Source organism: Acinetobacter sp. SA01 (genome assembly GCF_011319235.1).
Classification (GTDB): Bacteria; Pseudomonadota; Gammaproteobacteria; order Pseudomonadales; family Moraxellaceae; genus Acinetobacter.
This window is the reverse complement of sequence record NZ_WXXM01000014.1, coordinates 1-22,580: the sequence shown is the minus strand read 5'-3', so window position 1 is coordinate 22,580 and position 22,580 is coordinate 1. Positions and strand designations below refer to the sequence as shown.

Below are 22,580 nucleotides of genomic sequence, written 5' to 3'. Positions count from 1 at the left end.
TAGAGTTTTCACTCTATATAAATACAAATAAGTCAGGATTGAGAGATGAGCCATCTTGCTGAAGCAACCATCATTCGACATACCACCTTTAAAAATAGAATTATCAAAGCCGCAATGAGTGAAGCTCTGGCAAATGATGCGGGTCAGCCCAGCCAGTTGCATTTTAATCTTTATGAAACCTGGGCCAAAGGTGGCTTGGGCTGTGCTATTACTGGTAATGTGATGGTGGATGTTCGAGCCAAAAATGAACCGGGCGTGGTGGTCGTTGAATCGGAGCGTGATCTGGCTCAGTTAAAACAATGGGCAGAAGTAGGTAAACAATATGGCATGGTGCAACTGGTGCAATTATCCCATCCCGGCCGCCAGTGTCCTAAAGGTCTAAACAGGGAAACTGTAGCACCTTCGGCTGTGCCTTTTTCTCCTGCACTGGCAACTACCTTTGGCACACCACGTGAATTACGTGAAGATGAGATTCTCGACATTATCCAGCGTTTTGCCATTTCTGCACAAATCTGCGAGAAAGCTGGCTTTGAAGGCATACAGTTGCATGGTGCGCATGGTTATCTGATCAGCCAGTTTTTATCGCCATTGACCAACAAGCGTCAGGATCAATGGGGTGGTTCGATTGAAAACCGAATGCGCTTCCTGTTGGAAATTTATAAGGCTGTCCGTGCTGCAACCTCGGATCAATTTATCATTTCCGTGAAACTGAACTCGGCCGATTTCCAGCGTGGCGGCATTACCGAAGATGAAGTGGTTGCGGTCTTTAAAGCCATAGATGCTGCTGGAATCGATCTGATCGAGATTTCTGGCGGAACCTATGAAGCTCCAGCTATGGCGGGCGCGAAAGAGGATAAGCGCAAAGCCAGTACCATTGCACGTGAAGCCTATTTCCTCGATTTTGCCGAGAAAATTCGTAAAGAAGTGCAGTGTCATTTAATGGTGACTGGTGGCTTCCGTACTGTAGTGGGGATGAACGCAGCACTCGACAGTGGTGCCTGTGATTTTATTGGTATTGCCCGTCCATTGGCGGTGGAAACCGATTTAACCGATCGACTGATCGCTGGACAGGACGTTCGTTATGCGGTGAATAAAATTAAAACCGGCATTCCGATGGTCGATAAAATGGCAATTATGGAAATTATCTGGTATGCCGCACAGTTTAAGGATATTGCGTGTGGTAAACGTCCAAATCCAAAACTGTCACCGCTCAAAGTTTTCTTGAAATATGCCAAAAATAACATTACTGCCATTATCAAAGGGCAGATTAATTCACGTCGTAGTGCTTAAGGCTACCATGCTTTAGCCCAATAAGACTGAAACTGCACAGCAGACCATTGTCCTTTTTCCAATGCACGTTAAAAGGCAGGTCTGCTCTATTTTTATGATTTCTTTAGATGTGCAGCAAAGATCAAGTAATGTTGAAATTCACTCTATTTAAAAACAAAAAAGCCTGATTCATGATGATCAGGCTTTTTTGTTGAGATATTGCTATCTCGAATATGGCGACCCTACGGGGATTCGAACCCCGGTTACCGCCGTGAAAGGGCGATGTCCTAGGCCTCTAGACGATAGGGTCATCTAAGTATTGGCGTCCCTACGGGGATTCGAACCCCGGTTACCGCCGTGAAAGGGCGATGTCCTAGGCCTCTAGACGATAGGGACGTTTCAGAGGTGGGCGTATAATAGGGTGGATAGGACACCCTGTCAAACCTTTTTCCGGGATAATTTTTAAAAATAGACTCAACTGAATAAAAATAAAACAAATGTGTGAAATGTGTTTTGAAAATCACTATTTTTCTGCGCTTAAACCCTCAATGATGCTGTTGATCACTGCCGGATGCTGTAAGTAACCGATAATACTGTGAGGATTATAAAAAGATGTAGTAATCGCTTGGTTAATGATGGGTGGCTGAAAATTGAAAGGGGCTTCTGATAAAGGAAAAGCAGTCAAAAAATCATCGGGTGAATAAAAATTAAACCAGTCACCCTGCAGTTGGGGTGGTCTGGAAATCGGGGTGACGAGTTTTTCCTGAATGACTCTAAAAGCCAGGGGAGAGCCTAGGGTAATAAAGCGCTGAATTCTAAAATGTGGATATTGATGCAGCAGGTTATAGGTAATGACCGAACCGAGGGAATGCGCCACAATAATATGATCTAGCTCGGGATGAAGATAAGACATGATCCGGTAATGGACTTCATGCATGAAATCCGGGTTAGATAAATATAAATAGCTTTCAATCAGGAATTTATGAATAAATGTTTCATGCAGTTTGGGATAATGATTGAGAAATAGTGCCAGTTCCTTAAATGCATGATCTCTGGTGAGTGCGCTAATGAGGGCCAATCGCTGAGTGAATGACTCAGAGCATTCGGGATTTATACTCGGTAATCTGCTCGCACAGGGATGATGTTCCGGGACAATGGTAGTGTTATGTCTTAAATGAAAGGGAAGATGTAAATGGGAGATGGACTTGGGTAAAAAGGTCTCCAGATCCAGGCTGTTATATAAATGATGTTTGCTGAGCAAATCGCCATAAAAAGGAAAGCGTAGCTCCAGAGTGTCAAGGTTGATATTCTGTCCAGAATTGCTTAAACCTGTCTGAAAAGCAGATAACCAATGCTGTTTTAATGTGGGTTGATCGTAATTCTGTTGATTCATGCCGTGAATAAAAATGATTTTCATACATGGTCAGAGCTTTTGTAGAAGTGATTATCTTTATTGAGCTTAAAAAAAAGAGCGGTATTTGACCACTCCTTTTCTGTGTTAGTTTTGCTTTCGATAGAAAACATGGTAACTGAGATAACAACCCGCAATAAACAGCAGGCAGCCAATAAAGCCGGCCAGCATTTCCGGATCTGCTGCCATACTGATACAGGTAATAAAACAGAACACAAAACCCAGAATCGGTACAATCGGGAACAGTGGTGCTGCAAAGCCTAACTCTTGCACGGTATGACCGGCCTTATACCACTGACGACGGAAATTGAACTGGCTTAAGCAAATGCTCATCCAGACCACCACCATAGTAAATGCAGCTACACCCAGCAGGTTCTTGAAGATGGTTTCCGGTGCAAACTGCTCTGACAGTAATCCCGGAATTGCACCAAGCATGGTGACAATAATTGCCACAAAAGGAATACCACGGTGGTTCACTTTAGAGAACACGGCAGGTAACTGTTTTTTGTCAGATAAAGACCACATCATGCGGGAAGCGGCATATAAACCCGAGTTGGCTGCCGATAACAGCGCAGTGATAATCACAAAGCGGATGATATCTTCCGCATGTGGAATACCGATATAGGTAAATACCGTTACAAACGGACTGCTACTGACACCTTCAGCCCCCAAGCCCGCCATCTGATGCGGTAACAGCGCACTAATGACTACAATGGTACCGACAAAGAAAATCAGTAATCGCCAGATGGCAGCATTGATGGCTTTGGGTACGTTTTTAGCCGGATCCTGGGTTTCACCTGCGGCAACACCAATCAGTTCAGTGCCAGAGAAGGCAAAGTTGACAATCAGCATGGTGGCGAAAATTGGAAATAAGCCTTGAGGAAACCAGCCCTGAGCCGTAATGTTGCTAAATAAAGGCGCAGAACTGTGACCCTGAAACGAAAGCACACCAAAAATTGCCAATAAGCCGAGAATAATAAAGCTAATCACGGTCACGACTTTGACTAGAGATAGCCAGAATTCAGACTCTGCAAATAACTTTGTTGAACTCATATTGAGCCCAAACACAATAGCTGCAAAAATGATGGTCCAGATCCAGACTGAAATTTGCGGAAACCATTCCTGCATCAGCAAGGCTGCGGCGGTAAATTCGGTTCCAAGGGTGGCAGTCCAGGTCAGCCAGTACAACCAGGTAATCATATAACCGGTACCTGGACCAATATATCTGCGGGCATAGGTACCAAACGAACCCGATTCGGGCATATGTACCGCAAGTTCGCCCAGGCAAAGCATGACTGCATAGGCAATTAAACCGCCTAATACATAGGAGATGATGGCACCTACAGGCCCCGTTTGTGCAATGACTTCACCCGAACCTAAAAATAACCCTGTTCCGATTGCGCCGCCTAGCGAAATCATGACCAGATGTCGAGTACTCATAGCGCGTTTTAAAGGCGCAGAATTGCCCTGATGCGTAGCATCATTCGGAGTATGAGATGACTGCATAAGAGAAAATGAAAAAGAAAAATGAAGCGAACTATTGTAGTGAAAAACTAAAAATCTGCAATGTAATAATGATAAGTGTTGAAGCTTGAATGATCGTATAGCACGATATATGGCGACCCTACGGGGATTCGAACCCCGGTTACCGCCGTGAAAGGGCGATGTCCTAGGCCTCTAGACGATAGGGTCGTTAGGAGGTGATGCGTATATTATGGATTTTTAATAAAGCTGTCAAACCTGTAATTGTGTTATTTTTAAAATATTGAATTAATTGCATAAAAAATGACAAATCTAAAATAAAAAAAAGCACAGTTTTTAAAAGCTACTTGATTTGTCACTTTAAAACAGTATGAATTTTTAGCACGATACAATTTGTATTAATGCACCGTCTAGGAACAGAACAACTGAAACAGATGGCCCGTTGTGGTCTCTCTGTTTAGCGATATATTAGGTTTCCCTGCAGAGGAATGCTGCTTTTCCATGATTTAGAGGAGTTGACGGAAAACTGAAATTTAAAAAACCACAAATTAGTGGTCTGGTGTTTGATATTTTTGAGGTTGCTCTTGTGCTGGAGCTGCTGCTGGCGTGATTGATGAATCTTTGTCTGGAGCTTTATCTTTGCTGACGATATATAAATATAAAGCTGAGGGAAGAAGAATGATTAAAACAATAAAAGCTTTTTTCAACATGATTTCAGGGTCATTGATTTCAATAGAGTGAACTTAGCATGCAAATGGCGATAAAAAAAGGGTGCTGTAGCGCTTAAGGCTAAACTTTAAAAAACAAGCTTTGAAAATGAATATTCAGGATGGGATGAGTAATTCTAGAAATAATGTTCGGTGATTCATTCGAGCTTATGGTAGTTTTTGGTGGTTTATTTTTTCAATATACGAATGGAGGCTTTAAAGCTCAAAATGCTTTTCATGTATAAAAATGAGGGGGCATTAAAAAACTAAAAATAAATGAATAGTTAAATAAATAGGATAGAAAAATTGAAGAATAAATAAGAAAAATAGATGGCGTCCCTACGGGGATTCGAACCCCGGTTACCGCCGTGAAAGGGCGATGTCCTAGGCCTCTAGACGATAGGGACGTTTAGAAGATGGCGGTATCTTATTGATCCGCCACCAAGGTGTCAAGTAGATGGGGTGCGAGTTTGTTCAAAATATAGCAAAACAGTTCCGCAGTCTTTTGAGTGTCGTATAAAGCAGAGTGTGCTTCCTTACCATCGAACTCAATTCCAGCCTGAATACAGGATTTTGCCAGTACAGTCTGACCAAACATCACGGCACTTAAAGTCACAGTATCAAACACCGAAAAACTGTGAAAAGGGTTTTGATTTTTAGTCCCCGTACGGGCAATGGCCGCTTGTACAAAGCCCAAATCGAAATGTGCATTGTGACCGACCAAAACGGCATGGGTACAGTTTTGCTGACGACGAACTTCATTGACCGATTTGAAAATGCGTTTTAATGCACTTTTTTCATCTTCCGCCATGGCAATGCGCATTGGGTTTGACGGATCTATACCAATAAATTCCAGAGAACGGCGGTCTAAATTCGCCCCTGCAAAAGGGTTAATATGTGCATGGTGCGCTTCACCAGGTACAAATTGGCCTTTTTCATTATAAATGATTGGGATTGCTGCGATTTCTAGTAAGGCATCAGTCTGTGAGTTAAAACCTGCTGTCTCGACATCGACAACAACAGGTAAAAATCCACGGAAACGCTGACCAATTACTGGTGTGGTTTCATCTGTCACACTTTTCTCCATTGGATGGTCTTACCCGCATACACTGGAATAATCTGTTCACCATCCAAATAGTCTAAACTTTCAGGAATAACTTGCTCTTCTTTGACCAAGGTAATGGTATTGGTATTGCGCGGCAGGCCATAGAAGTCCGCACCGAAATGGCTGGCAAAACCTTCCAGACGGTCCAGTCGACCTGCCTGATCAAAAGCCTGAGCATATAATTCAATTGCGGTAGGGGCGCTATAGCAACCGGCACAGCCACAGGCATTTTCTTTGGCATTTTTTGAATGCGGCGCGCTGTCTGTACCCAGGAAAAATTTGGGATTAGAACTGGTTGCAACTTCAAGTAATGTTTGCTGATGGCTTTGACGTTTTAAAATCGGCAAACAATAGAAATGCGGTTTAATACCACCTACCAGCATATCGTTACGGTTGAACAGTAAATGCTGTGGGGTAATGGTAGCAGCCACATTGCGGTCTTGTTCAAGTACAAAATGTGCCGCATCGCTTGTGGTAATGTGTTCTAAAACCAATTTAAGCTTTGGAAACTGTTTTAAAAGCGGTGAAAGTACTTCATCTAAAAAGCGTTTTTCACGGTCAAAAATATCGACATGATTGTGGGTGACTTCACCATGAAGCAACAATGGCACCTGATGTTCTTCCAGCTGTTCAATCACCGCATAGACTTTACTGATATCACTGACGCCATTGTCTGAATTTGTGGTTGCACCGGCTGGATACAGCTTGATGGCATTGACATGCTCAGATTCTTTAATTTTTTTGACTTCGCTTGGTTGAGTCTGGTCGGTAAAGTAAAGCACCATACGTGGATCAAATGCGACACCTTCAGGGACATGCGCCATAATGCGTTCGCGATAAGCCAATGCTTCCTCAACTGTTTTGATCGGAGGGACAGTATTTGGCATGCAGATAGCACGAGCAAACTGCTTGGCAAGATCGGGAACTGTACGTTTTAAAGATAAACCGTCACGTAAGTGAACATGCCAATCATCTGGCTGGAGAAGAGTGATTGTATTCAAGGTCATTTCAATCGAAGAAATAAAACAGATGATAATCCATAAAGTGTGAAAATGGTAACGAGAATTACAGACAAATGGTTATATATACATAATTCTAAATAAGAAAAATATGTTATTTTTAGTAACTAAAAGAATTAAGAAATGCTGGGCAATGGAATCCAAGTATAATCTAGCGAAATTACAATATGATAAAGAAAAAATAGAAGAACTGATTATACGGCAAAGTCAGCGTATAGGTCAGGTTTTTCCCAAAAAAATGGAACAGGAATTTTGGTCGAAAAATTTGGAGCGTGCCCGTAAGCATGTACAAAAATATCTGTGGGGCGGCGTTTTATCTTATTTTATTTTTATTCTGGTGATTTTGCCCAGCGACTACTGGGTGATTGACAAACAGTATATCAGGCATGATTTTCTGAACTGTAGCCTAGGTTTGGCCAATGGTGCTGTATGCCTGCTGATTTTATTTTCTTTTTCGCATTTTCCCAGATTGCGTCCCTATTTTTCTCTGGCTTCCATGGGGCTTATGTTTTGGGCCATGACTTCCATGTCCTGGTTGACTTTGACTGTAGAAACTGTTGCTTTACGCCAACAAGGCATGGCCATTCTATGCATGATTTACATCATGGGTTCCCTTATTTCCGGGGTAAAACCATTTCAGATGTTGATGACCGGATTTTTAGCGGCTTCGCTGACAGTCGTTCTGTTTTTTCTGCTTCATGTTGATTTTGATGCCGTGGTACTTGGTCGTATTCTTTTTGGCAGTTGTGTGTTTGGTTATGTGATTAGTCATATGATTTTTGCGCGTGAACGAATGATTTATCTGTTTACAATGCGAACCAAAATTAGTGAAAAAATGCATCGGATTCATAATTCGGAATTATTGCATTTAAGTCAGCATGATGACCTGACCAAAATCTCAAACCGTCGTAGTTTCGATGAAATGATGGAAGTGTTTTACCAGCAAACCCGTCAAGAACGAAGTACTTTGGCGATCCTGTTTATTGATATTGATTTTTTTAAAAACTACAACGATTTTTATGGGCACCAGAAAGGCGATGATGTGATTTCTTCTATCGCCAAATCGATTAAAAATGCCATTCGGCATATGGATTTTGTTGCACGATATGGTGGGGAAGAGTTTGTGGTACTACTGCCTGAAACAGATGCTCATGGTGCCTATGCCGTAGCATCAAATATCTATAAGGCCATCGAGCGTCTAGAAATTCCTCACGAGAAGTCTTCAATCTCTGATTTTATTACCATTAGTTTAGGAATTACTGTTTATTATGGCGAAGCTGAGCTAAGTAAAGAAGAGTTATTAAAAATTGCTGATCAGGCTTTATATCGTGCCAAAAATTTAGGTCGTAACCAGATTTATTATCAATCTCTCCGTTCCAATATCGCTGCAACTGAATTTATAAAATCATAAACAGGTCAGATAAAAAAACCGCTCTTTCGAGCGGTTTTTTTGACCTAAAACAAACTTATTTGTTTTTGTCTTTTAATTGAGGAACAGCTGAACCTGTACCTACAGAAAGTAAGCCTGTACCTGTATAGATACCCAATTTTGCGCGAGTATCGGTAATGTCAAGGTTACGCATAGTCAATTGACCAATACGGTCAGCAGGACTAAACATAGAATCACCTTTCTCCATCGTCAAACGCTCAGCTTCATAAGTAAGGTTAGGCGATTCAGTGTTCATAATCGTGTAGTCATTACCGCGACGAAGCTCTAAAGTCACAGTACCTGTGATGGCTTTCGCTACCCAGCGCTGTGCAGTTTCACGAAGCATCAGCGCTTGAGAATCGAACCAGCGACCTTGATACAATAAACGACCTAAACGCAGACCGTTGATGCGGTATTGTTCAATAGTGTCTTCGTTATGAATACCAGTCACAAGACGCTCATAAGCGATATGAAGTAAGGCCATACCTGGAGCTTCATAAATACCGCGAGATTTCGCTTCGATGATACGGTTTTCGATCTGGTCAGACATACCGAGACCGTGACGACCACCGATACGGTTTGCTTCAAGAATGAACTCAACTGGATCTTCAATGCGTTGACCGTTAATCGCAACAGGGAAACCTTCTTCAAAAGTAATGGATACTTCTTCAGGTTTGATTTCGACTTCTTCTTTCCAGAATGCAACGCCCATGATTGGGTCAACGATTTTGATACCGGCATTTAAGTATTCAAGATCTTTCGCTTCGTGAGTCGCACCCAGCATGTTTGAGTCAGTTGAGTAAGCTTTTTCTTTTGACATTTTATAGTCAAAGCCGTTGTCGATCAGGAATTGTGACATTTCCGCACGACCACCAAGCTCATCAATAAAGGTTTGGTCTAACCAAGGTTTGTAAATTTTAAGCGCAGGATTAGTCAACAAGCCATAACGGTAGAAACGTTCAATGTCGTTACCTTTATAAGTTGAACCATCACCCCAGATGTTGACATCATCTTCTTTCATTGCGGTAACAAGCATGGTACCGGTTACTGCACGACCCAATGGCGTAGTGTTGAAGTAAGGAACACCACCAGTGCTGATATGGAAAGCGCCACATTGAATCGCAGCAATACCTTCTAATGCAAGTTGTAAGCGGCAATCAACCAAGCGAGCTTTTACTGCGCCATACGCTTCCGCTTTTTTCGGAATCGCATCATAGTCGTCTTCATCAGGCTGACCCAGGTTTGCTGTATAAGCATAAGGTTCTGCGCCTTTTTGTTTCATCCACAATAGAGCAGCTGAAGTATCTAGACCACCAGAGAAGGCAATACCAACTTTTTTGCCTACTGGGACATTCTGCAAGATAGTTGCATTATCAGACATTGTTAATCCTAACGATATGAAATAGGCACCGAGAAATTTGGTGGCCCAAGAAAATACACATTTCTTCAATTGTAGCACTATTTTATTTCTAATGGTTTTACAAAAGAAAATCTCGTTGAAAATTTGAAATTGATAGATTCAATATATGGTTATAAGCAAAGATTTTGATTAAATCGTGAAGCAGAGCAGAGTTGTGGTTTATAAACAGGAGTTAAAAGGAAGGTGGATAACAATTTTGAGCAGCACATTGAAAGTTTGACCGCTTGCAACATGTCCGTGCATTTTATTTCCTCTCAGAATGGCTTTCTGTTGCACCTGTTATCTGCATCTAATTCTCCAGGATCTAATGATCAGTATTTACGCTTGTTATAAATAGTGCTTTACTTTGAGCAAGCATCGTTCAAATAATCCATATTATCGACTAAAGTATTAGATGATTGTCCCGGATTTTTTATTTTTCGAAAAAAATAATAAAAATGAAATAATTAAAAATATATGAGTAAATTTTAATCAGTTCGGTCTGTATAAATTTTAAATATTTCATGCATTATATTGGTATGACCAATTTTAAATAATAAATTGCTTATTGATCTTTATTTGGTTAAAAAGTAGCATATTTAAAGTTTATTGATATATTTTTTTAATTAAATAATTATTGGTCATACCAATTAAGATGTTAATTGGTAGGTGATCAGACCATTTTGTATTCTGGAAAAGCATTTCAAGGAGAGGACAATGCTTCAACAATGGCAACAGATTTACGATCCTATGGGCAATATCTGGCTTTCCAGTTTGATTGCCCTGATCCCCATTATTTTCTTCTTTTTAGCGCTTGCGGTATTCCGCATGAAAGGTAGTGTAGCGGGAACAATTACCGTGATCCTTGCGCTGCTGGTTTCATTATTTTCCTATCAGATGCCGGTCGTGATGGCTTTTGCATCGATGATTTACGGTTTTTTCTATGGTTTGTGGCCCATTGCCTGGATCATCATTGGCGCCGTATTTCTGTATAAAATTTCGGTTAAAACAGGGCAGTTCGATATTATTCGTTCCTCCATTCTATCCATTACCGAAGATCAGCGTTTACAAATGCTCTTTGTGGGTTTTGCCTTTGGTACTTTCCTGGAAGGTGCGGCAGGTTTTGGTGCTCCGGTTGCCATTACTGCTGCATTGCTGGTGGGATTAGGTTTTAAACCCCTATATGCAGCGGGTTTGTGCCTAATTGTCAACACTGCACCGGTTGCTTTCGGCGCGATGGGGATTCCCATTATCGTGGCCGGGCAGGTTTCCGGGGTAGATACCCATGAAATTAGCCAGATGGTCGGACGTCAGTTGCCGTTTATGGTGCCCATTGTTCTATTTTGGATTATGGCGATTATGGATGGCTGGCGTGGTGTGAAAGAAACCTGGCCAGCGGTGATTGTGGGTGGTGGATCATTCGCGCTAGCACAATATCTAACCTCTAATTTTGTAGGTCCTGAGCTGCCAGACATTACCGCTGCAATTGCTTCACTTATTTCTTTAACAATTTTGCTTAAATTCTGGCAACCGAAACATATTTTCCGTTTTGCAGACCAAGACGCAAATGTTGATGAAGCAGCTGCTCAACAGCTTGCAGCTCAAAAACAGCAAAAATATAGCATTGCTCAAATTGCCAAGGCATGGTCACCATTTGCTATTTTAACTGCGATGGTCACCATCTGGAGTATCAAGCCCTTTAAGGATTTATTTGCCAAAGATGGCACGCTGCATGATATGGTGATTTCCATCAAGGTGCCATATTTGCATCAGCTGATCCAGAAGATTCCGCCGGTGGTCCCTGAAATTAAGGACTACGATGCGATTTATAAATTTGACTGGATTTCTGCCACAGGCACAGCCATTTTCATTGCCGCCATTATCACCATCATTTTCCTGAAAATGAAGCCCAAAGCAGCAGTCATCACTTTTGGCGAAACCATCAATGAATTGAAAGTTCCTATTTATTCCATTGGTATGGTACTGGCCTTTGCCTTTATTGCGAACTATTCAGGCATGTCGGCCACGCTGGCTTTAGCGCTGGCACATACAGGTCAGGCATTTACTTTCTTCTCTCCATTCCTGGGCTGGATAGGGGTATTCCTGACTGGTTCGGACACGTCTGCCAATGCGCTTTTCTCGGCACTTCAGGCGACCACGGCACAACAGATTGGCGTGCCAGAAGTACTGCTGGTTGCGGCCAATACCAGTGGTGGTGTAACCGGAAAAATGATTTCACCTCAATCGATTGCTATTGCCTGTGCGGCTGTAGGTTTGGTCGGTAAAGAATCTGATTTGTTCCGCTTTACCGTGAAACACAGTATCTCCTTTACCGTGATGATTGGTATTATCATCACATTACAAGCCTATGTGTTCCCATGGATGATTCCATAAACTGGAATTGATGCAAGAGTAGAGAAATGCAGATGAAAGTTTCCGACCAAGCCGTACAGCAGCTCCGTATGTTGATTGAACAGAGCAATATGCAGGTTGGAGACCGTTTGCCTGCAGAACGTAAATTATGTGAACAGCTCGGAGTGTCACGTTCATCTTTGCGTGAAGCGATTCAGCATCTGGTCAGTACGGGTATGTTGCTGAGCAAGGCTGGCTCGGGAACTTTTTTGCAGTTGCTACCGAGCGCCTGGACCAATCATCAAATTGTAGAACCTTTAGGCAATCTGATTGATCAGGACCCAGCTTACCGATTTGATGTGCAGGAAGCCCGTAGCGTTTTAGAGGGCGGTACCGCCTGGTATGCCGCTCAGCGTGCAACAGCAGCAGACCTGGAAAATATTCGCCGCTGCTACGATCGGATTGCCCATTATCAATCTATTGGGGATGATGACCAGTCAGCAAAAGCGGATGCTGAATTCCATTTAGCCATTGCCGAAGCCTCACATAATTTAGTGCTAATACAGATGATGCGCAGCCTGTTTGACCTGTTGAAATACAATGTGGTTTTGGGCCGGCGCAAAGTCTATAGCGAATCGCACCGTTTTGATCAATTGCATGACCAGCACTTTCAGGTAATGGATGCAATTGAACGCCGTGATCCTGATGCTGCACGCAGTGCAGTCTGTGGACACATTGAGTTTGTAGTACAACAGGTACGCTTGATTGATGAAGAAGAAGCTCGTCGCCAGCGTGCCAGTAGATTAAACAGGATATAAGCATGATTATTTCTTCTGCGAATGATTATCGTGAAGCTGCGAAACGCCGGTTGCCCCCTTTTCTTTTTCACTATATTGATGGTGGCGCATACGCGGAATATACACTGAAGCGTAATGTGGAAGATTTATCAAAAATTGCGTTGAGACAACGTGTACTGAATGACATGTCGCAGTTAAGTCTGGAAACCAAACTGTTTGATGAAACCCTGTCGATGCCGGTGGCATTGTCTCCGGTGGGATTGACCGGTATGTATGCACGTCGCGGGGAAGTTCAGGCGGCAGTGGCGGCAGATAAAAAAGGTATTCCTTTTACCCTGTCTACTGTTTCAGTCTGTCCGATTGAAGAAGTGGCACCAGCGATTCAGCGTCCAATGTGGTTCCAGTTGTATGTGCTGCGTGACCGTGGCTTTATGAAAAATGCCCTGGAACGTGCCAAAGCGGCAGGTTGCTCAACCTTAGTATTTACAGTAGATATGCCTGTGCCGGGCGCACGTTACCGTGATGCCCACTCAGGTATGAGTGGACCGAATGCAGCAATGCGCCGTTATATGCAATCCTGTTTCCATCCACATTGGGCCTGGAATGTTGGCTTGATGGGACGTCCACATGATTTGGGCAATATTTCTAAATACTTGGGTAAACCTACCGGTCTTGAAGATTATATTGGCTGGTTAGGTTCTAACTTTGATCCCTCGATTTCCTGGAAAGATCTGGAATGGATTCGTGAGTTCTGGGATGGTCCAATGGTGATCAAGGGTATTTTAGACCCCGAAGATGCCAAGGATGCAGTACGTTTCGGTGCAGATGGTATTGTGGTGTCGAATCACGGTGGCCGTCAGCTGGATGGTGTTTTATCTTCTGCGCGTGCTTTGCCGCCAATTGCCGATGCAGTCAAAGGTGATATTAAAATTCTAGCCGATTCAGGTATCCGTAATGGTCTGGATGTGGTGCGTATGCTGGCCTTAGGTGCCGACACCTGTATGTTGGGTCGTGCCTTTGTTTATGCACTGGGCGCTGCCGGTGGTGAGGGTGTTTCCAATCTGCTCGAATTGATTGATAAGGAAATGCGCGTAGCAATGACGCTGACTGGTGCCAAAACCATTGCCGATATTACTTCGGATTGTTTGGTGAAGTTAGATAGAGAGTTGGCTTAAATAATAATTTTGAATATTAAATTTAGTCAAAGCTTGAATTTGATACGCGTAAACGTCATCCGCAACTGTTTGAGGCAGGACTTCATACTTAACATCATGTTTCTGCGATGAAAATAAAGATTTGACGGAATATGACGAGTTTTGCGGATGACAATGGTTTTGCCTACTTTTCCCGAAAGAAAAGTAGGTCGAACCGAAGGTTAATTCCTGAATATATAAATAATATTGGAAAGACTCCGCAGTAATGAATACCGTGTTGATTAAGCGCGACAATTCATCAATAGGATATGACAAATGCCATCCAATTTAGATGCACAGCAAACCATTCAAAAACTCATCCACATTGTCGGCAAGCAACATGTATTCACGGATGACAATGACACACGATTATACCGTCAAGGTCGTCGTTACGGTTCCGGCCAAGTGCTGGCCGTGGTCGTCCCGGGTTCATTGCTGGAACAGTGGCAAGTTTTGCAGGCTGCGGTGGACGCAGACTGTATTGTGATTATGCAGGCTGCCAATACCGGGCTTACCGGTGGATCAACCCCTTTTGGCGATGATTATGACCGTCCTGTGATTTTGATCAACACTCGACGCTTAGTTGGCATTCAAGTGATTAATGATGCGAAGCAAGTGGTTTGTTTGCCCGGTGCAACACTAGACAAACTGGAAAAAAAACTGGCAGTGTTTAATCGTGAGCCGCATTCGGTGATTGGTTCCTCCTGTATAGGTGCATCGGTTTTAGGTGGAGTCTGCAATAACTCGGGCGGTGCGCTGGTTCGCCGTGGACCTGCTTATACGGAACTTGCCCTGTATGCCCGAGTAAATGAATCGGGACAACTGGAACTTATCAATCATTTGGGCATCCAGCTCGGTTCAACGCCAGAAGAAATTTTATCTAATCTTGAAAATCAGCAATATCAATTGGCTGATATTAAAAATGATCAGCATTGCTGTGCTTCGGATCATCGTTACGCCCATGACGTGACTCAAGTCGATGAGAACACGCCTGCGCGTTTTAATGCCGATCCATCACGTTTGTATGAAGCGTCAGGTTCAGCAGGGAAAGTCTGCGTGTTTGCGGTACGTTTGGATACCTTTGAAAAAATTCCCAGTCAGGTGTTTTATGTCGGCACCAATACCCAGCAAGATTTAACCGCAATCCGCCGTTTTCTACTCACGGGTTTAGCGCGTTTACCGATTGCGGGCGAATATATTCACCGGGTGGCTTACGATATTGGTGCTGAATATGGCAAAGATACCTTCATGTTTATCGAAAAATTCGGAACAGCCAAAGTACCGGCGGCTTTTGCCATGAAAGATAAGGTCGATGGCTACCTGGAAAAAGTTGGCATGAAAGGGCTGTCTGATAAAGTCCTGCAAATGCTGAGCAAATTTTTACCGTCGCATTTACCGAAACGCATGAATGAATTCCGGGATTTGTATGAGCATCATCTGGTACTACGTATCGAAAATCAGGATGTGGAGCAGGTTCAGCAATTTTTGCAGCACTATTTTTCAGCCAATACCACTGGAAATTATTTCCACTGTACCGAAGAAGAAGGACGTAAAGCCTTTCTACACCGTTTTGCCGTAGCCGGCGCAGCCATTCGTTATCGCGACACCCATCGTTCAGAAGTTGAAGATATTGTCGCGTTGGACATTGCCTTACGCCGTAATGACCGTGAATGGGTAGAAACTTTGCCGAAGGAAATGGATGAGCTGATTATCCATAAACTGTATTATGGTCATTTTTTATGTCATGTCTTTCATCAGGACTATATTGTGAAAAAAGGTGTTGATCCTTTAGTAATAGAACATCAAATGTGGAGTTTACTGGATGAACGCGGGGCTGAATATCCTGCAGAACATAATGTCGGGCATTTATATGTGGCCAAGCCTGCGCTAAAAAACCATTATCAAAAACTGGATCCGACCAATAGCTTTAATGTGGGGATTGGTCATACCTCCAAATTAAAATACTGGAATCAAGAAACAAATTAAAAAACTGAATTATAATAAAAAATAACGGGTTCTATCTCAGGCGCAGTCTAAGCACTGCGCTTTTTTTTATGAAAAATTGACTGTTTCGTCAGACAATGTGTAAAACAAGTCATAAACAAAAGAATAAAAATAGGTAAAGTAATATGCAACAAGTTGCAAAGCCAATATATAAAGGATCCATCATGACAACTCGCTATGCAAATATATTAAAACCGCTACATTTGGGCTTTACGACCATTAAAAACCGTGTCGTGATGGGTTCCATGCATACTGGTCTGGAAGACCGTTTTTATAATTATCCTAAATTGGCCGCATATTTTGGCGAACGGGCAAAAGGTGGTGTAGGTCTGATTATCACTGGCGGGATTTCCCCAAACCGTCAGGGCTGGTTGCTTCCTGCGGGCGGTACCATGAATAATTTGGCGGATGTGGCGCCGCATCGTTTGGTGACACATGCTGTACATAAGCATGGTGCAAAAATTTTAATGCAGATTTTGCATTCTGGCCGTTATGGCTATCAGCCTTTTGTGGTTTCTGCCAGCCCGATTAAATCTCCAATTTCACCTTTTAAACCGCGTCAAATGAGTGAAAAGCAGATTTTAGAGACTATTGAGGATTATGCACACACGGCCAGCATTGCCAAAAAAGCCGGCTATGATGGTGTGGAAATTATGGGTTCTGAAGGCTATTTGCTGAATCAGTTTTTAAGCCGTCATGTCAATCAGCGTACCGACCACTGGGGTGGTGACATTGAAAACCGCATGCGTTTGGCAGTAGAAATTGTCAAAGCCATTCGTGAAAAAGTCGGTGAAAAATTTATTATCTGTTTCCGTTTGTCCATGCTTGATCTGGTACATGATGGCAACACCATGCAAGAAGTGATTACCGTGGCACAGGCTTTGGAAAAAGCAGGAGTTACTTTGCTGAATACCGGGATTGGCTGGCATGAAGCCCGTATTCCGACCATTGTCACTTCCGTACCGCGTGCAGCATTTGCCGATTACACGGCAGAAGTGAAAAAGCATGTCGCTATTCCTGTGATTTCCTCCAATCGGATTAACATGCCTGAAACAGCCGAAGCCATTTTGGCAGCTGGAAAAGCCGATATGGTGCAGATGGCACGACCATTGTTGGCGGATGCTTTCTGGGTCAGCAAGACCGCCACCAATCGGGTAGATGAAATTAATACCTGTATTGCCTGTAACCAGGCTTGCTTGGACCACACCTTTAAAAATAAACGTGCAACCTGTCTGGTCAATCCGCGCGCTGCTTATGAAACGGAACTGGTGTATGTAAAAACCAAAGCACCGAAAAAAATTGCTGTTGTTGGTGGTGGTGTGGCAGGCATGTCGGCTGCAACGGTAGCTGCCAGTCGGGGGCATAAAGTCACATTATTTGAAGCAAGCCATGAAGTGGGCGGCCAGTTCAATCTGGCTAAAGTGGTACCGGGTAAAGAAGAATTCCATGAAACCATCCGTTATTTTAAAGTTCAGATTGAAAGAACTGGGGTAGAACTGCGCTTAAATACCAAAGTGAACCGTGAACAACTGGAGCGTGAAGGCTTTGATGAGGTCGTGGTTGCGACTGGAGTTGTTCCGCGTGCCTTAAATATTGAAGGCAGTCAGGCACCGCAAGTGTTGTCTTATGCAGAAGTGTTGCGTGGAGCAGCAGTTGGCAATCGGGTGGCGGTGATTGGTGCCGGTGGTATTGGTTTTGATGTTTCTGAATTTTTGTTGAGACCTGAACATCAGCCTCAACCGCAACCATTAGCAGACTGGCAAAGGGAGTGGGGCATTGACCCGAATCCGAACTATACTTCTGAGGGTGGCATACAAGCTGCCGAAGTGGCTCATCCTGTCCGTGAAATTTATCTCTTGCAACGTAAAACGACACCGCTGGGGATTGGCTTGGGTAAAACCACAGGTTGGGTGCATCGTGCGCAATTGAAAAAACACGCTGTGAAGATGCTACGTGGTGTGCAATACAAGTCTGTGACCAATGAAGGTTTATGGATTGAAACCAATGGCCACGATCAATTGTTACGTGTAGATACTGTGGTAGTGTGTGCAGGACAGGAGTCAGTCAAAGACATCATGCCAACGGCGGATGAATTTACCTTGGCGAATTACCATATTATTGGCGGTGCCAAACTGGCGGCAGAGCTTGATGCCAAGCGTGCAATCCGTGAGGGTGCTGAATTGGCAGCCAAATTATAATTTTTAAAGTTAATTTGGTGAAACAATATTCATTTGAATAGTTTGCTTGTAATTTTTACTTGTCAGTTTTTAAAAAGATCCGTATCATGGCGCACATGGAAGCGTGGCAGAGCGGTTTAATGCACCGGTCTTGAAAACCGACGAGGGTGTGAGTCCTCCGTGAGTTCGAATCTCACCGCTTCCGCCAAATTTAAAACAAAGCCCTGATCATTGATCAGGGCTTTGTTGTTTCTAGGGTTATGCAACGTAAGCTAATAGTAAGCATTAAATAAAAACCTAGCTTAAGTTTAAGTTATTGATCAAGCCTAAATACAATTTCAAATTGAGTACCGTCCCAAACAGTTAATTTACCAATCCAATTTGTTTTTGCATTAAATCTTTTCGGGTATTTACTGCCATCTTTACCCTCTAAAATATTTTGAAAATCAGAACTGTTATTGAGCATTGCTATAATTGGTCTAATTTTTAAGTTTTCTTCCAAAGCAAGATCAAGATTTCTCTTAAACTCATTACGTCCATTGCCCGACCATCTATCAATACGGTCACGATAGACCTGTTTTCTTTCAGTTGGGTGTTTAGATAATAAAGGTTTATGTCCCCATAAACTAACAATTAGCTGATTGTTAGAGCTAATTGAAGATACCGACCAGTTCGGATTCTTAAGATCAGCATTAAATTTTTTAAATTCAGAAACGATGCCCACAAAATAGCCTTATTCAATTTCACCCTTATTAAAAATATTCTGATTGGTATAAATTACAAGTATTTAATGGTAATAAATGTCTGATATTCCAACTATTTGGGGTATACGCATGGGTGTGCATGTTGGAACTGAACCAGTTTAAAAAATTACATTGGAATAGAGTGCTTAGAGCTAGGCGATTTAAGTCAGATTAAATTAGACAGCAGAGCGATATTGTGAAATACAGCATTTATGCTAGGTTGAGTCGGGATAAAAACATTTCAGGCTACGTTGCCGCTACACATGGTGTGATAGTTCGTATACTTATTAATAATTAGAAATTTAAATAAAAGACCCTGCAGATGCAGGGTCTTTTATTTAAGTTAAGATGATATAAATCTAAATTGTTTATTTAGTTGAAGCCAAACCGCAGATAAATTGTTCTGGTTCAATTTCTGTAGTCACGATGACATGTACACCAATATTTCTGAGCTTTTCTCGTAATCGATCTCCGATTCCTGTGGTCACAAATATGTCCATAGGCAAAAGTTTTTCGAGTACTTCTCCAGATTGGGAAAAAGAATCTTCTTTTTCCACTTCAATAAGCTGTTTGTCAGTCACTTTTTCATCTTTTAATTCATATTTCCAGAATTTTCGACATTTTCCAGCATGTGGAGTAATGTGACGCCGGTTCTGGGATGTAATTACAATTAACATGGAGTGTATTCCAAACCAATATTGATTTAAATTGATGATAATCATAAGGGTTTAAATTATTCCCGATTATCCTCAAGCTAGATTTTCCAGTACAAATTGAGGCGACTTTATAAATAGTTTGATCAAAGCCTGTGCCGAACTTGAGGGATGACGCACTCCGCGTTCCCAGCTCTCCAAGGTACGGGCAGAAATACACAGTTTGGCCGCCAGTTCTGTCTGTGAAATATTAAGGGCATGTCTGATCCGGACAATCTGTTGCGCCAAATCTAGACAACAGCCGCTATTAAAATCATTTTTTTGCGAGTGTGCATGATCATGCTGAAGTAGATTCATCATTATCTCCTCCTTATTGATACATCAAAAAGTTGTAATAACACTTTAAAAAAATCCAAAGGTAATTAAGACAGTAACAACTGAACTCCAAGCAGGTTTGAGCACAGTTAAACTAAACGTCATGATCACCTATTACGGATTGGACCACTGTGGCTGAAGATATGGGTTACGAGATGCCTTGCGATAGATAGAGCCATACTGCATCGATATTCAAACGTAGGCAGACTACTCAGCGATACCACATCTGTTGATTTAGTGGGTGAGTGTTAAAGGAGGAGCACGGCCCTGAGGAATCAGGAACCAGGGAGCGGGTGGGGTCAGTACATGCGGGACAGAGGCACTGAAGAACAGAAGTAAGGTCTGAGTTCTGACCAGTACTGGTCTGAGCTTGGTGTCCAGTAGCGGTAGGGTATAGCTGTGCACCAGACAGAACTGGCAGTCATGAGTGGTGTGTGAATCATTCTGCTGTTGGTGTGGTGCATGCTGATCCTGCACGTCGGTGACGACCTGTACATCGTTCTGATCTGCTGCACTGGTGTGATGGACGTGTGGATGGGATGTTGGAAAATTAAGAGTTTTGTGAGTGCTATTAACTTGCAGATCTAATGCAACGGCAACAGTTTTACATACCGAAAAAACACTGTGCTTTTCTGGCAATAAAGGCTGCAGGAACACAGCGATCTGTAACAAGATTGCGGATAATCCCAACAATCTTCCCAACATTATGAGCACTTCACTACGCTTTTATGGATATTGCATGAATTATAATATAACAAAATATGAAATTTAGAACTGAAAAAAATAAGCTATTACATTAATTCTAATCTGTTATTAAACATAGTTTTATTTTTCTGCTGGATTTGAAGGCATCATCTATTTTTAAGCATAAACTTAGAGTTCAATCCAATATTGATTTATAGTGATTTTAATCGTTATTTTTATTCTATATTCTTATAAATTATAGATAAGAATTGTTTTGATAGAGGGAAATCATGTTTAACATTCTGATGTATGTCCCTTGGGGCAAGGTGCCTGAAACTCCGGCAAAGAAATTATGGGAGCAACGAGGAAATGTACAAATTGTGGATGTTCGAACTGAGCAAGAATTTAAACACAGCCATATAGAAGGTGCCGTCAATTTGCCGATTACCCGGTTTACAGAATCTGCAATATGCTCATTAGGTCTCAAAACAGATCAACCTGTGGTAACGATCTGTTTATCAGCACACCGAAGCATTCCTGCGACACGTAAACTGGCCAAGATGGGGTATTCGGTCTCACAGTTAAAAGGTGGCATGAAATCCTGGTGGAAAAATGACTTGCCGTGTATCGAAAACTAAAGGCTAAATCTGCAGTAAGAGATGTTTTATTTAAATAAATAAAACAAGTTTGGCTGGTCCGAGGGGGCAATATTTTTTAATCCTCAAATACATCTATTAGGAATGCATGACGCTTTTCCTGGCTAGAACAAAATAGCGTCTCTTATTTAAAATTTCCTTTCATGCATTTCAATTCAGTAAATTTTTTTGTGGACACTCTTTAGTCAATAAATAAACTTATTCGGCAGTTTATACAGAACAAGTTTATTTTTTATTTTAAGTCTTTAATTTAATTCACCTTTCGTTTAATTTTTTTGCTTTTCAAAACTGGTTATATGTTATATATTTATAAAGTGAAAAGTCGAGTAAATACGTAGGAATTTATTCTGAAATTTCATGTTTTTATTCAATGTATCCCTCTTAATTCGATTCCAGTCGAGAGAAAGTTTGCTGAAGCGAAGTGGATTTTTTATTGCATTTGCAGTCTTACTTCTGCAAATCGCAGTATATTTGCAGCCTCTGCTGCCGGAAAAATTTCACATTGCTCCGGTCTGTATGTCGATTACCCACAATCTTCTTTCGTCTGCTGATCATCATGCCCACTTGGCTCATCATGAGCTGCTCAAGGATTTGATTCCTCAGCAATCCCAAGATCACCATCAGCATAATCATCAGTGCCAATACTGCACTGTCTATGGTGATTTGGTACTGCCATTTAAACTGGGCATCGATGAAGTTCTGGACCGGATTCAGGTTCGACTAAATTTCTATCAGTCTTTCTTCCGGCATGTCTATTTCAGCTTGCAGAAGCTGTATTTGCTGCCACAGGGCAGAGCGCCACCTCTGACTTTTTAGGACACGATTGGTCACGTCAAACAGTTGTTTTGTTTGCACTACACAGCATCTTAAAGAGTTTTAATCATGAAAATTCAGTTTTCGCTGTTCGCTAACAGCGTAATGGTTTCGTTCGCCCTCAAAAAAGTCTATAGAGTATCCAGTATACGGGGTGCATCTCTATACCAGAGGATCAATGTCCGGCAAGGTGTGTCAGTTTCACTGCATCAATCAGCGCCGTTGATGTCCTCCCTGTATTCAATTGATCAGCAGGAGGCAGCATGAATTTAGGGCTAACCGCGCTGGAACTGGCACGTATCCAGTTTGCAT

The 22,580-nt window shown here is 42.2% G+C and carries 19 protein-coding genes and 5 tRNA genes; 10 read left to right on the top strand and 14 right to left on the bottom strand.

Annotated elements, in window-relative coordinates; genetic code table 11:
• The first annotated feature begins 45 nt into the window (after positions 1-45).
• Entirely contained in the window at positions 46-1,290 is a 1,245-nt protein-coding gene (locus GTU69_RS12595; RefSeq protein WP_166170949.1) for an NADH:flavin oxidoreductase/NADH oxidase family protein, read from the top strand.
• A 213-nt stretch (positions 1,291-1,503) separates the two neighbouring features.
• Here GTU69_RS12595 and GTU69_RS12590 read toward each other — a convergent pair.
• From GTU69_RS12590 to pyrC, 9 genes are all read right to left on the bottom strand, one after another.
• Positions 1,504-1,579, bottom strand: a tRNA-Glu gene (locus GTU69_RS12590).
• 10 nt (positions 1,580-1,589) lie between these two features.
• A tRNA-Glu gene (locus tag GTU69_RS12585) sits at positions 1,590-1,665 on the bottom strand.
• A gap of 127 nt (positions 1,666-1,792) precedes the next feature.
• Positions 1,793-2,686: an alpha/beta hydrolase gene (locus GTU69_RS12580; RefSeq protein ID WP_166170947.1), complete on the bottom strand. Its 894-nt coding sequence runs from the start codon at positions 2,684-2,686 to the stop codon at positions 1,793-1,795.
• An 81-nt stretch (positions 2,687-2,767) separates the two neighbouring features.
• A complete protein-coding gene (locus GTU69_RS12575) occupies positions 2,768-4,186 on the bottom strand; it encodes an amino acid permease (protein ID WP_166170945.1) in 1,419 nt (472 codons plus the stop codon).
• A 110-nt stretch (positions 4,187-4,296) separates the two neighbouring features.
• A tRNA-Glu gene (locus tag GTU69_RS12570) sits at positions 4,297-4,372 on the bottom strand.
• A 338-nt stretch (positions 4,373-4,710) separates the two neighbouring features.
• Positions 4,711-4,872: a hypothetical protein gene (locus GTU69_RS12565; protein WP_166170943.1), complete on the bottom strand. Its 162-nt coding sequence runs from the start codon at positions 4,870-4,872 to the stop codon at positions 4,711-4,713.
• Between the two features lie 328 nt (positions 4,873-5,200).
• Positions 5,201-5,276, bottom strand: a tRNA-Glu gene (locus GTU69_RS12560).
• Between the two features lie 20 nt (positions 5,277-5,296).
• Complete coding sequence (gene rnt, locus GTU69_RS12555; RefSeq protein WP_166170941.1) at positions 5,297-5,956, bottom strand: ribonuclease T; 660 nt, start codon at positions 5,954-5,956, stop codon at positions 5,297-5,299.
• Positions 5,941-6,975 (bottom strand): dihydroorotase, encoded by a 1,035-nt coding sequence (gene pyrC / locus GTU69_RS12550; protein WP_166170939.1) that lies wholly within the window; start codon positions 6,973-6,975, stop codon positions 5,941-5,943. The genes rnt and pyrC overlap by 16 nt, the downstream gene beginning before the upstream one ends.
• A 151-nt stretch (positions 6,976-7,126) precedes the next feature.
• Here pyrC and GTU69_RS12545 point away from each other — a divergent pair, with 151 nt between their 5' ends.
• Entirely contained in the window at positions 7,127-8,404 is a 1,278-nt protein-coding gene (locus tag GTU69_RS12545) for a GGDEF domain-containing protein (RefSeq protein WP_166170937.1), read from the top strand.
• A gap of 55 nt (positions 8,405-8,459) precedes the next feature.
• Here GTU69_RS12545 and argG read toward each other — a convergent pair whose 3' ends face one another.
• Entirely contained in the window at positions 8,460-9,803 is a 1,344-nt protein-coding gene (argG, locus tag GTU69_RS12540; RefSeq protein ID WP_166170935.1) for an argininosuccinate synthase, read from the bottom strand.
• 735 nt (positions 9,804-10,538) lie between these two features.
• Here argG and lldP point away from each other — a divergent pair.
• From lldP to GTU69_RS12510, 6 genes are all read left to right on the top strand, one after another.
• Positions 10,539-12,215 (top strand): L-lactate permease, encoded by a 1,677-nt coding sequence (gene lldP, locus GTU69_RS12535; RefSeq protein ID WP_166170933.1) that lies wholly within the window; start codon positions 10,539-10,541, stop codon positions 12,213-12,215.
• Positions 12,216-12,247: 32 nt separating this feature from the next.
• On the top strand, positions 12,248-12,991 hold the full coding sequence (gene lldR / locus GTU69_RS12530) for a transcriptional regulator LldR (protein WP_166171020.1): 744 nt from the start codon (positions 12,248-12,250) through the stop codon (positions 12,989-12,991).
• Positions 12,992-12,993: 2 nt separating this feature from the next.
• Complete coding sequence (gene lldD, locus GTU69_RS12525; RefSeq protein WP_166170931.1) at positions 12,994-14,145, top strand: FMN-dependent L-lactate dehydrogenase LldD; 1,152 nt, start codon at positions 12,994-12,996, stop codon at positions 14,143-14,145.
• A gap of 294 nt (positions 14,146-14,439) precedes the next feature.
• Positions 14,440-16,149, top strand: a complete 1,710-nt coding sequence (dld, locus tag GTU69_RS12520) for a D-lactate dehydrogenase (RefSeq protein ID WP_166170929.1) — start codon at positions 14,440-14,442, stop codon at positions 16,147-16,149.
• A gap of 182 nt (positions 16,150-16,331) precedes the next feature.
• Positions 16,332-18,365 (top strand): NADPH-dependent 2,4-dienoyl-CoA reductase, encoded by a 2,034-nt coding sequence (locus GTU69_RS12515; protein WP_166170927.1) that lies wholly within the window; start codon positions 16,332-16,334, stop codon positions 18,363-18,365.
• Between the two features lie 97 nt (positions 18,366-18,462).
• A tRNA-Ser gene (locus GTU69_RS12510) sits at positions 18,463-18,552 on the top strand.
• A 105-nt stretch (positions 18,553-18,657) separates the two neighbouring features.
• On the opposite strand, the gene GTU69_RS12505 is transcribed toward GTU69_RS12510, so the two are convergent.
• From GTU69_RS12505 to GTU69_RS12490, 4 genes are all read right to left on the bottom strand, one after another.
• Positions 18,658-19,068 carry a hypothetical protein gene (locus GTU69_RS12505; RefSeq protein WP_166170925.1) on the bottom strand — a complete coding sequence of 137 codons (411 nt, stop codon included), beginning with the start codon at positions 19,066-19,068 and terminating at the stop codon, positions 18,658-18,660.
• Between the two features lie 387 nt (positions 19,069-19,455).
• Positions 19,456-19,764 (bottom strand): NifB/NifX family molybdenum-iron cluster-binding protein, encoded by a 309-nt coding sequence (locus GTU69_RS12500; protein WP_166170923.1) that lies wholly within the window; start codon positions 19,762-19,764, stop codon positions 19,456-19,458.
• A 72-nt stretch (positions 19,765-19,836) separates the two neighbouring features.
• Positions 19,837-20,097, bottom strand: coding sequence for a helix-turn-helix domain-containing protein (locus tag GTU69_RS12495; RefSeq protein ID WP_166171018.1), 261 nt, complete (start codon positions 20,095-20,097; stop codon positions 19,837-19,839).
• 252 nt (positions 20,098-20,349) lie between these two features.
• The gene (locus GTU69_RS12490) at positions 20,350-20,820 is read right to left on the bottom strand and encodes a DUF2946 domain-containing protein (RefSeq protein WP_205683515.1); all 471 of its coding nucleotides are present in this window, start codon (positions 20,818-20,820) and stop codon (positions 20,350-20,352) included.
• A gap of 269 nt (positions 20,821-21,089) precedes the next feature.
• On the opposite strand from GTU69_RS12490, the gene GTU69_RS12485 reads away from it, so the two are divergent.
• Together GTU69_RS12485 and GTU69_RS12480 are read left to right on the top strand one after the other, a co-directional pair.
• A complete protein-coding gene (locus tag GTU69_RS12485; RefSeq protein WP_086194965.1) occupies positions 21,090-21,437 on the top strand; it encodes a rhodanese-like domain-containing protein in 348 nt (115 codons plus the stop codon).
• Positions 21,438-21,863: 426 nt separating this feature from the next.
• Complete coding sequence (locus GTU69_RS12480) at positions 21,864-22,271, top strand: DUF2946 domain-containing protein (protein ID WP_166170919.1); 408 nt, start codon at positions 21,864-21,866, stop codon at positions 22,269-22,271.
• The last annotated feature ends 309 nt before the right edge of the window (positions 22,272-22,580 follow it).

Excerpts from the sequence above, each read along its gene's own strand:
- GTU69_RS12565 (WP_166170943.1), bottom strand. The coding sequence starts at position 4,872 with ATGTTGAAAAAAGCTTTTATTGTTTTAATCATTCTTCTTCCCTCAGCT.
- GTU69_RS12485 (WP_086194965.1), top strand. The coding sequence starts at position 21,090 with ATGTTTAACATTCTGATGTATGTCCCTTGGGGCAAGGTGCCTGAAACT.
- GTU69_RS12500 (WP_166170923.1), bottom strand. The coding sequence starts at position 19,764 with ATGTTAATTGTAATTACATCCCAGAACCGGCGTCACATTACTCCACAT.
- GTU69_RS12575 (WP_166170945.1), bottom strand. The coding sequence starts at position 4,186 with ATGCAGTCATCTCATACTCCGAATGATGCTACGCATCAGGGCAATTCT.
- dld (WP_166170929.1), top strand. The coding sequence starts at position 14,440 with ATGCCATCCAATTTAGATGCACAGCAAACCATTCAAAAACTCATCCAC.
- lldR (WP_166171020.1), top strand. The coding sequence starts at position 12,248 with ATGAAAGTTTCCGACCAAGCCGTACAGCAGCTCCGTATGTTGATTGAA.
- lldP (WP_166170933.1), top strand. The coding sequence starts at position 10,539 with ATGCTTCAACAATGGCAACAGATTTACGATCCTATGGGCAATATCTGG.
- GTU69_RS12595 (WP_166170949.1), top strand. The coding sequence starts at position 46 with ATGAGCCATCTTGCTGAAGCAACCATCATTCGACATACCACCTTTAAA.
- GTU69_RS12515 (WP_166170927.1), top strand. The coding sequence starts at position 16,332 with ATGACAACTCGCTATGCAAATATATTAAAACCGCTACATTTGGGCTTT.
- GTU69_RS12495 (WP_166171018.1), bottom strand. The coding sequence starts at position 20,097 with ATGAATCTACTTCAGCATGATCATGCACACTCGCAAAAAAATGATTTT.
- lldD (WP_166170931.1), top strand. The coding sequence starts at position 12,994 with ATGATTATTTCTTCTGCGAATGATTATCGTGAAGCTGCGAAACGCCGG.
- GTU69_RS12490 (WP_205683515.1), bottom strand. The coding sequence starts at position 20,820 with ATGTTGGGAAGATTGTTGGGATTATCCGCAATCTTGTTACAGATCGCT.
- GTU69_RS12545 (WP_166170937.1), top strand. The coding sequence starts at position 7,127 with ATGGAATCCAAGTATAATCTAGCGAAATTACAATATGATAAAGAAAAA.
- argG (WP_166170935.1), bottom strand. The coding sequence starts at position 9,803 with ATGTCTGATAATGCAACTATCTTGCAGAATGTCCCAGTAGGCAAAAAA.
- rnt (WP_166170941.1), bottom strand. The coding sequence starts at position 5,956 with ATGGAGAAAAGTGTGACAGATGAAACCACACCAGTAATTGGTCAGCGT.
- GTU69_RS12580 (WP_166170947.1), bottom strand. The coding sequence starts at position 2,686 with ATGAAAATCATTTTTATTCACGGCATGAATCAACAGAATTACGATCAA.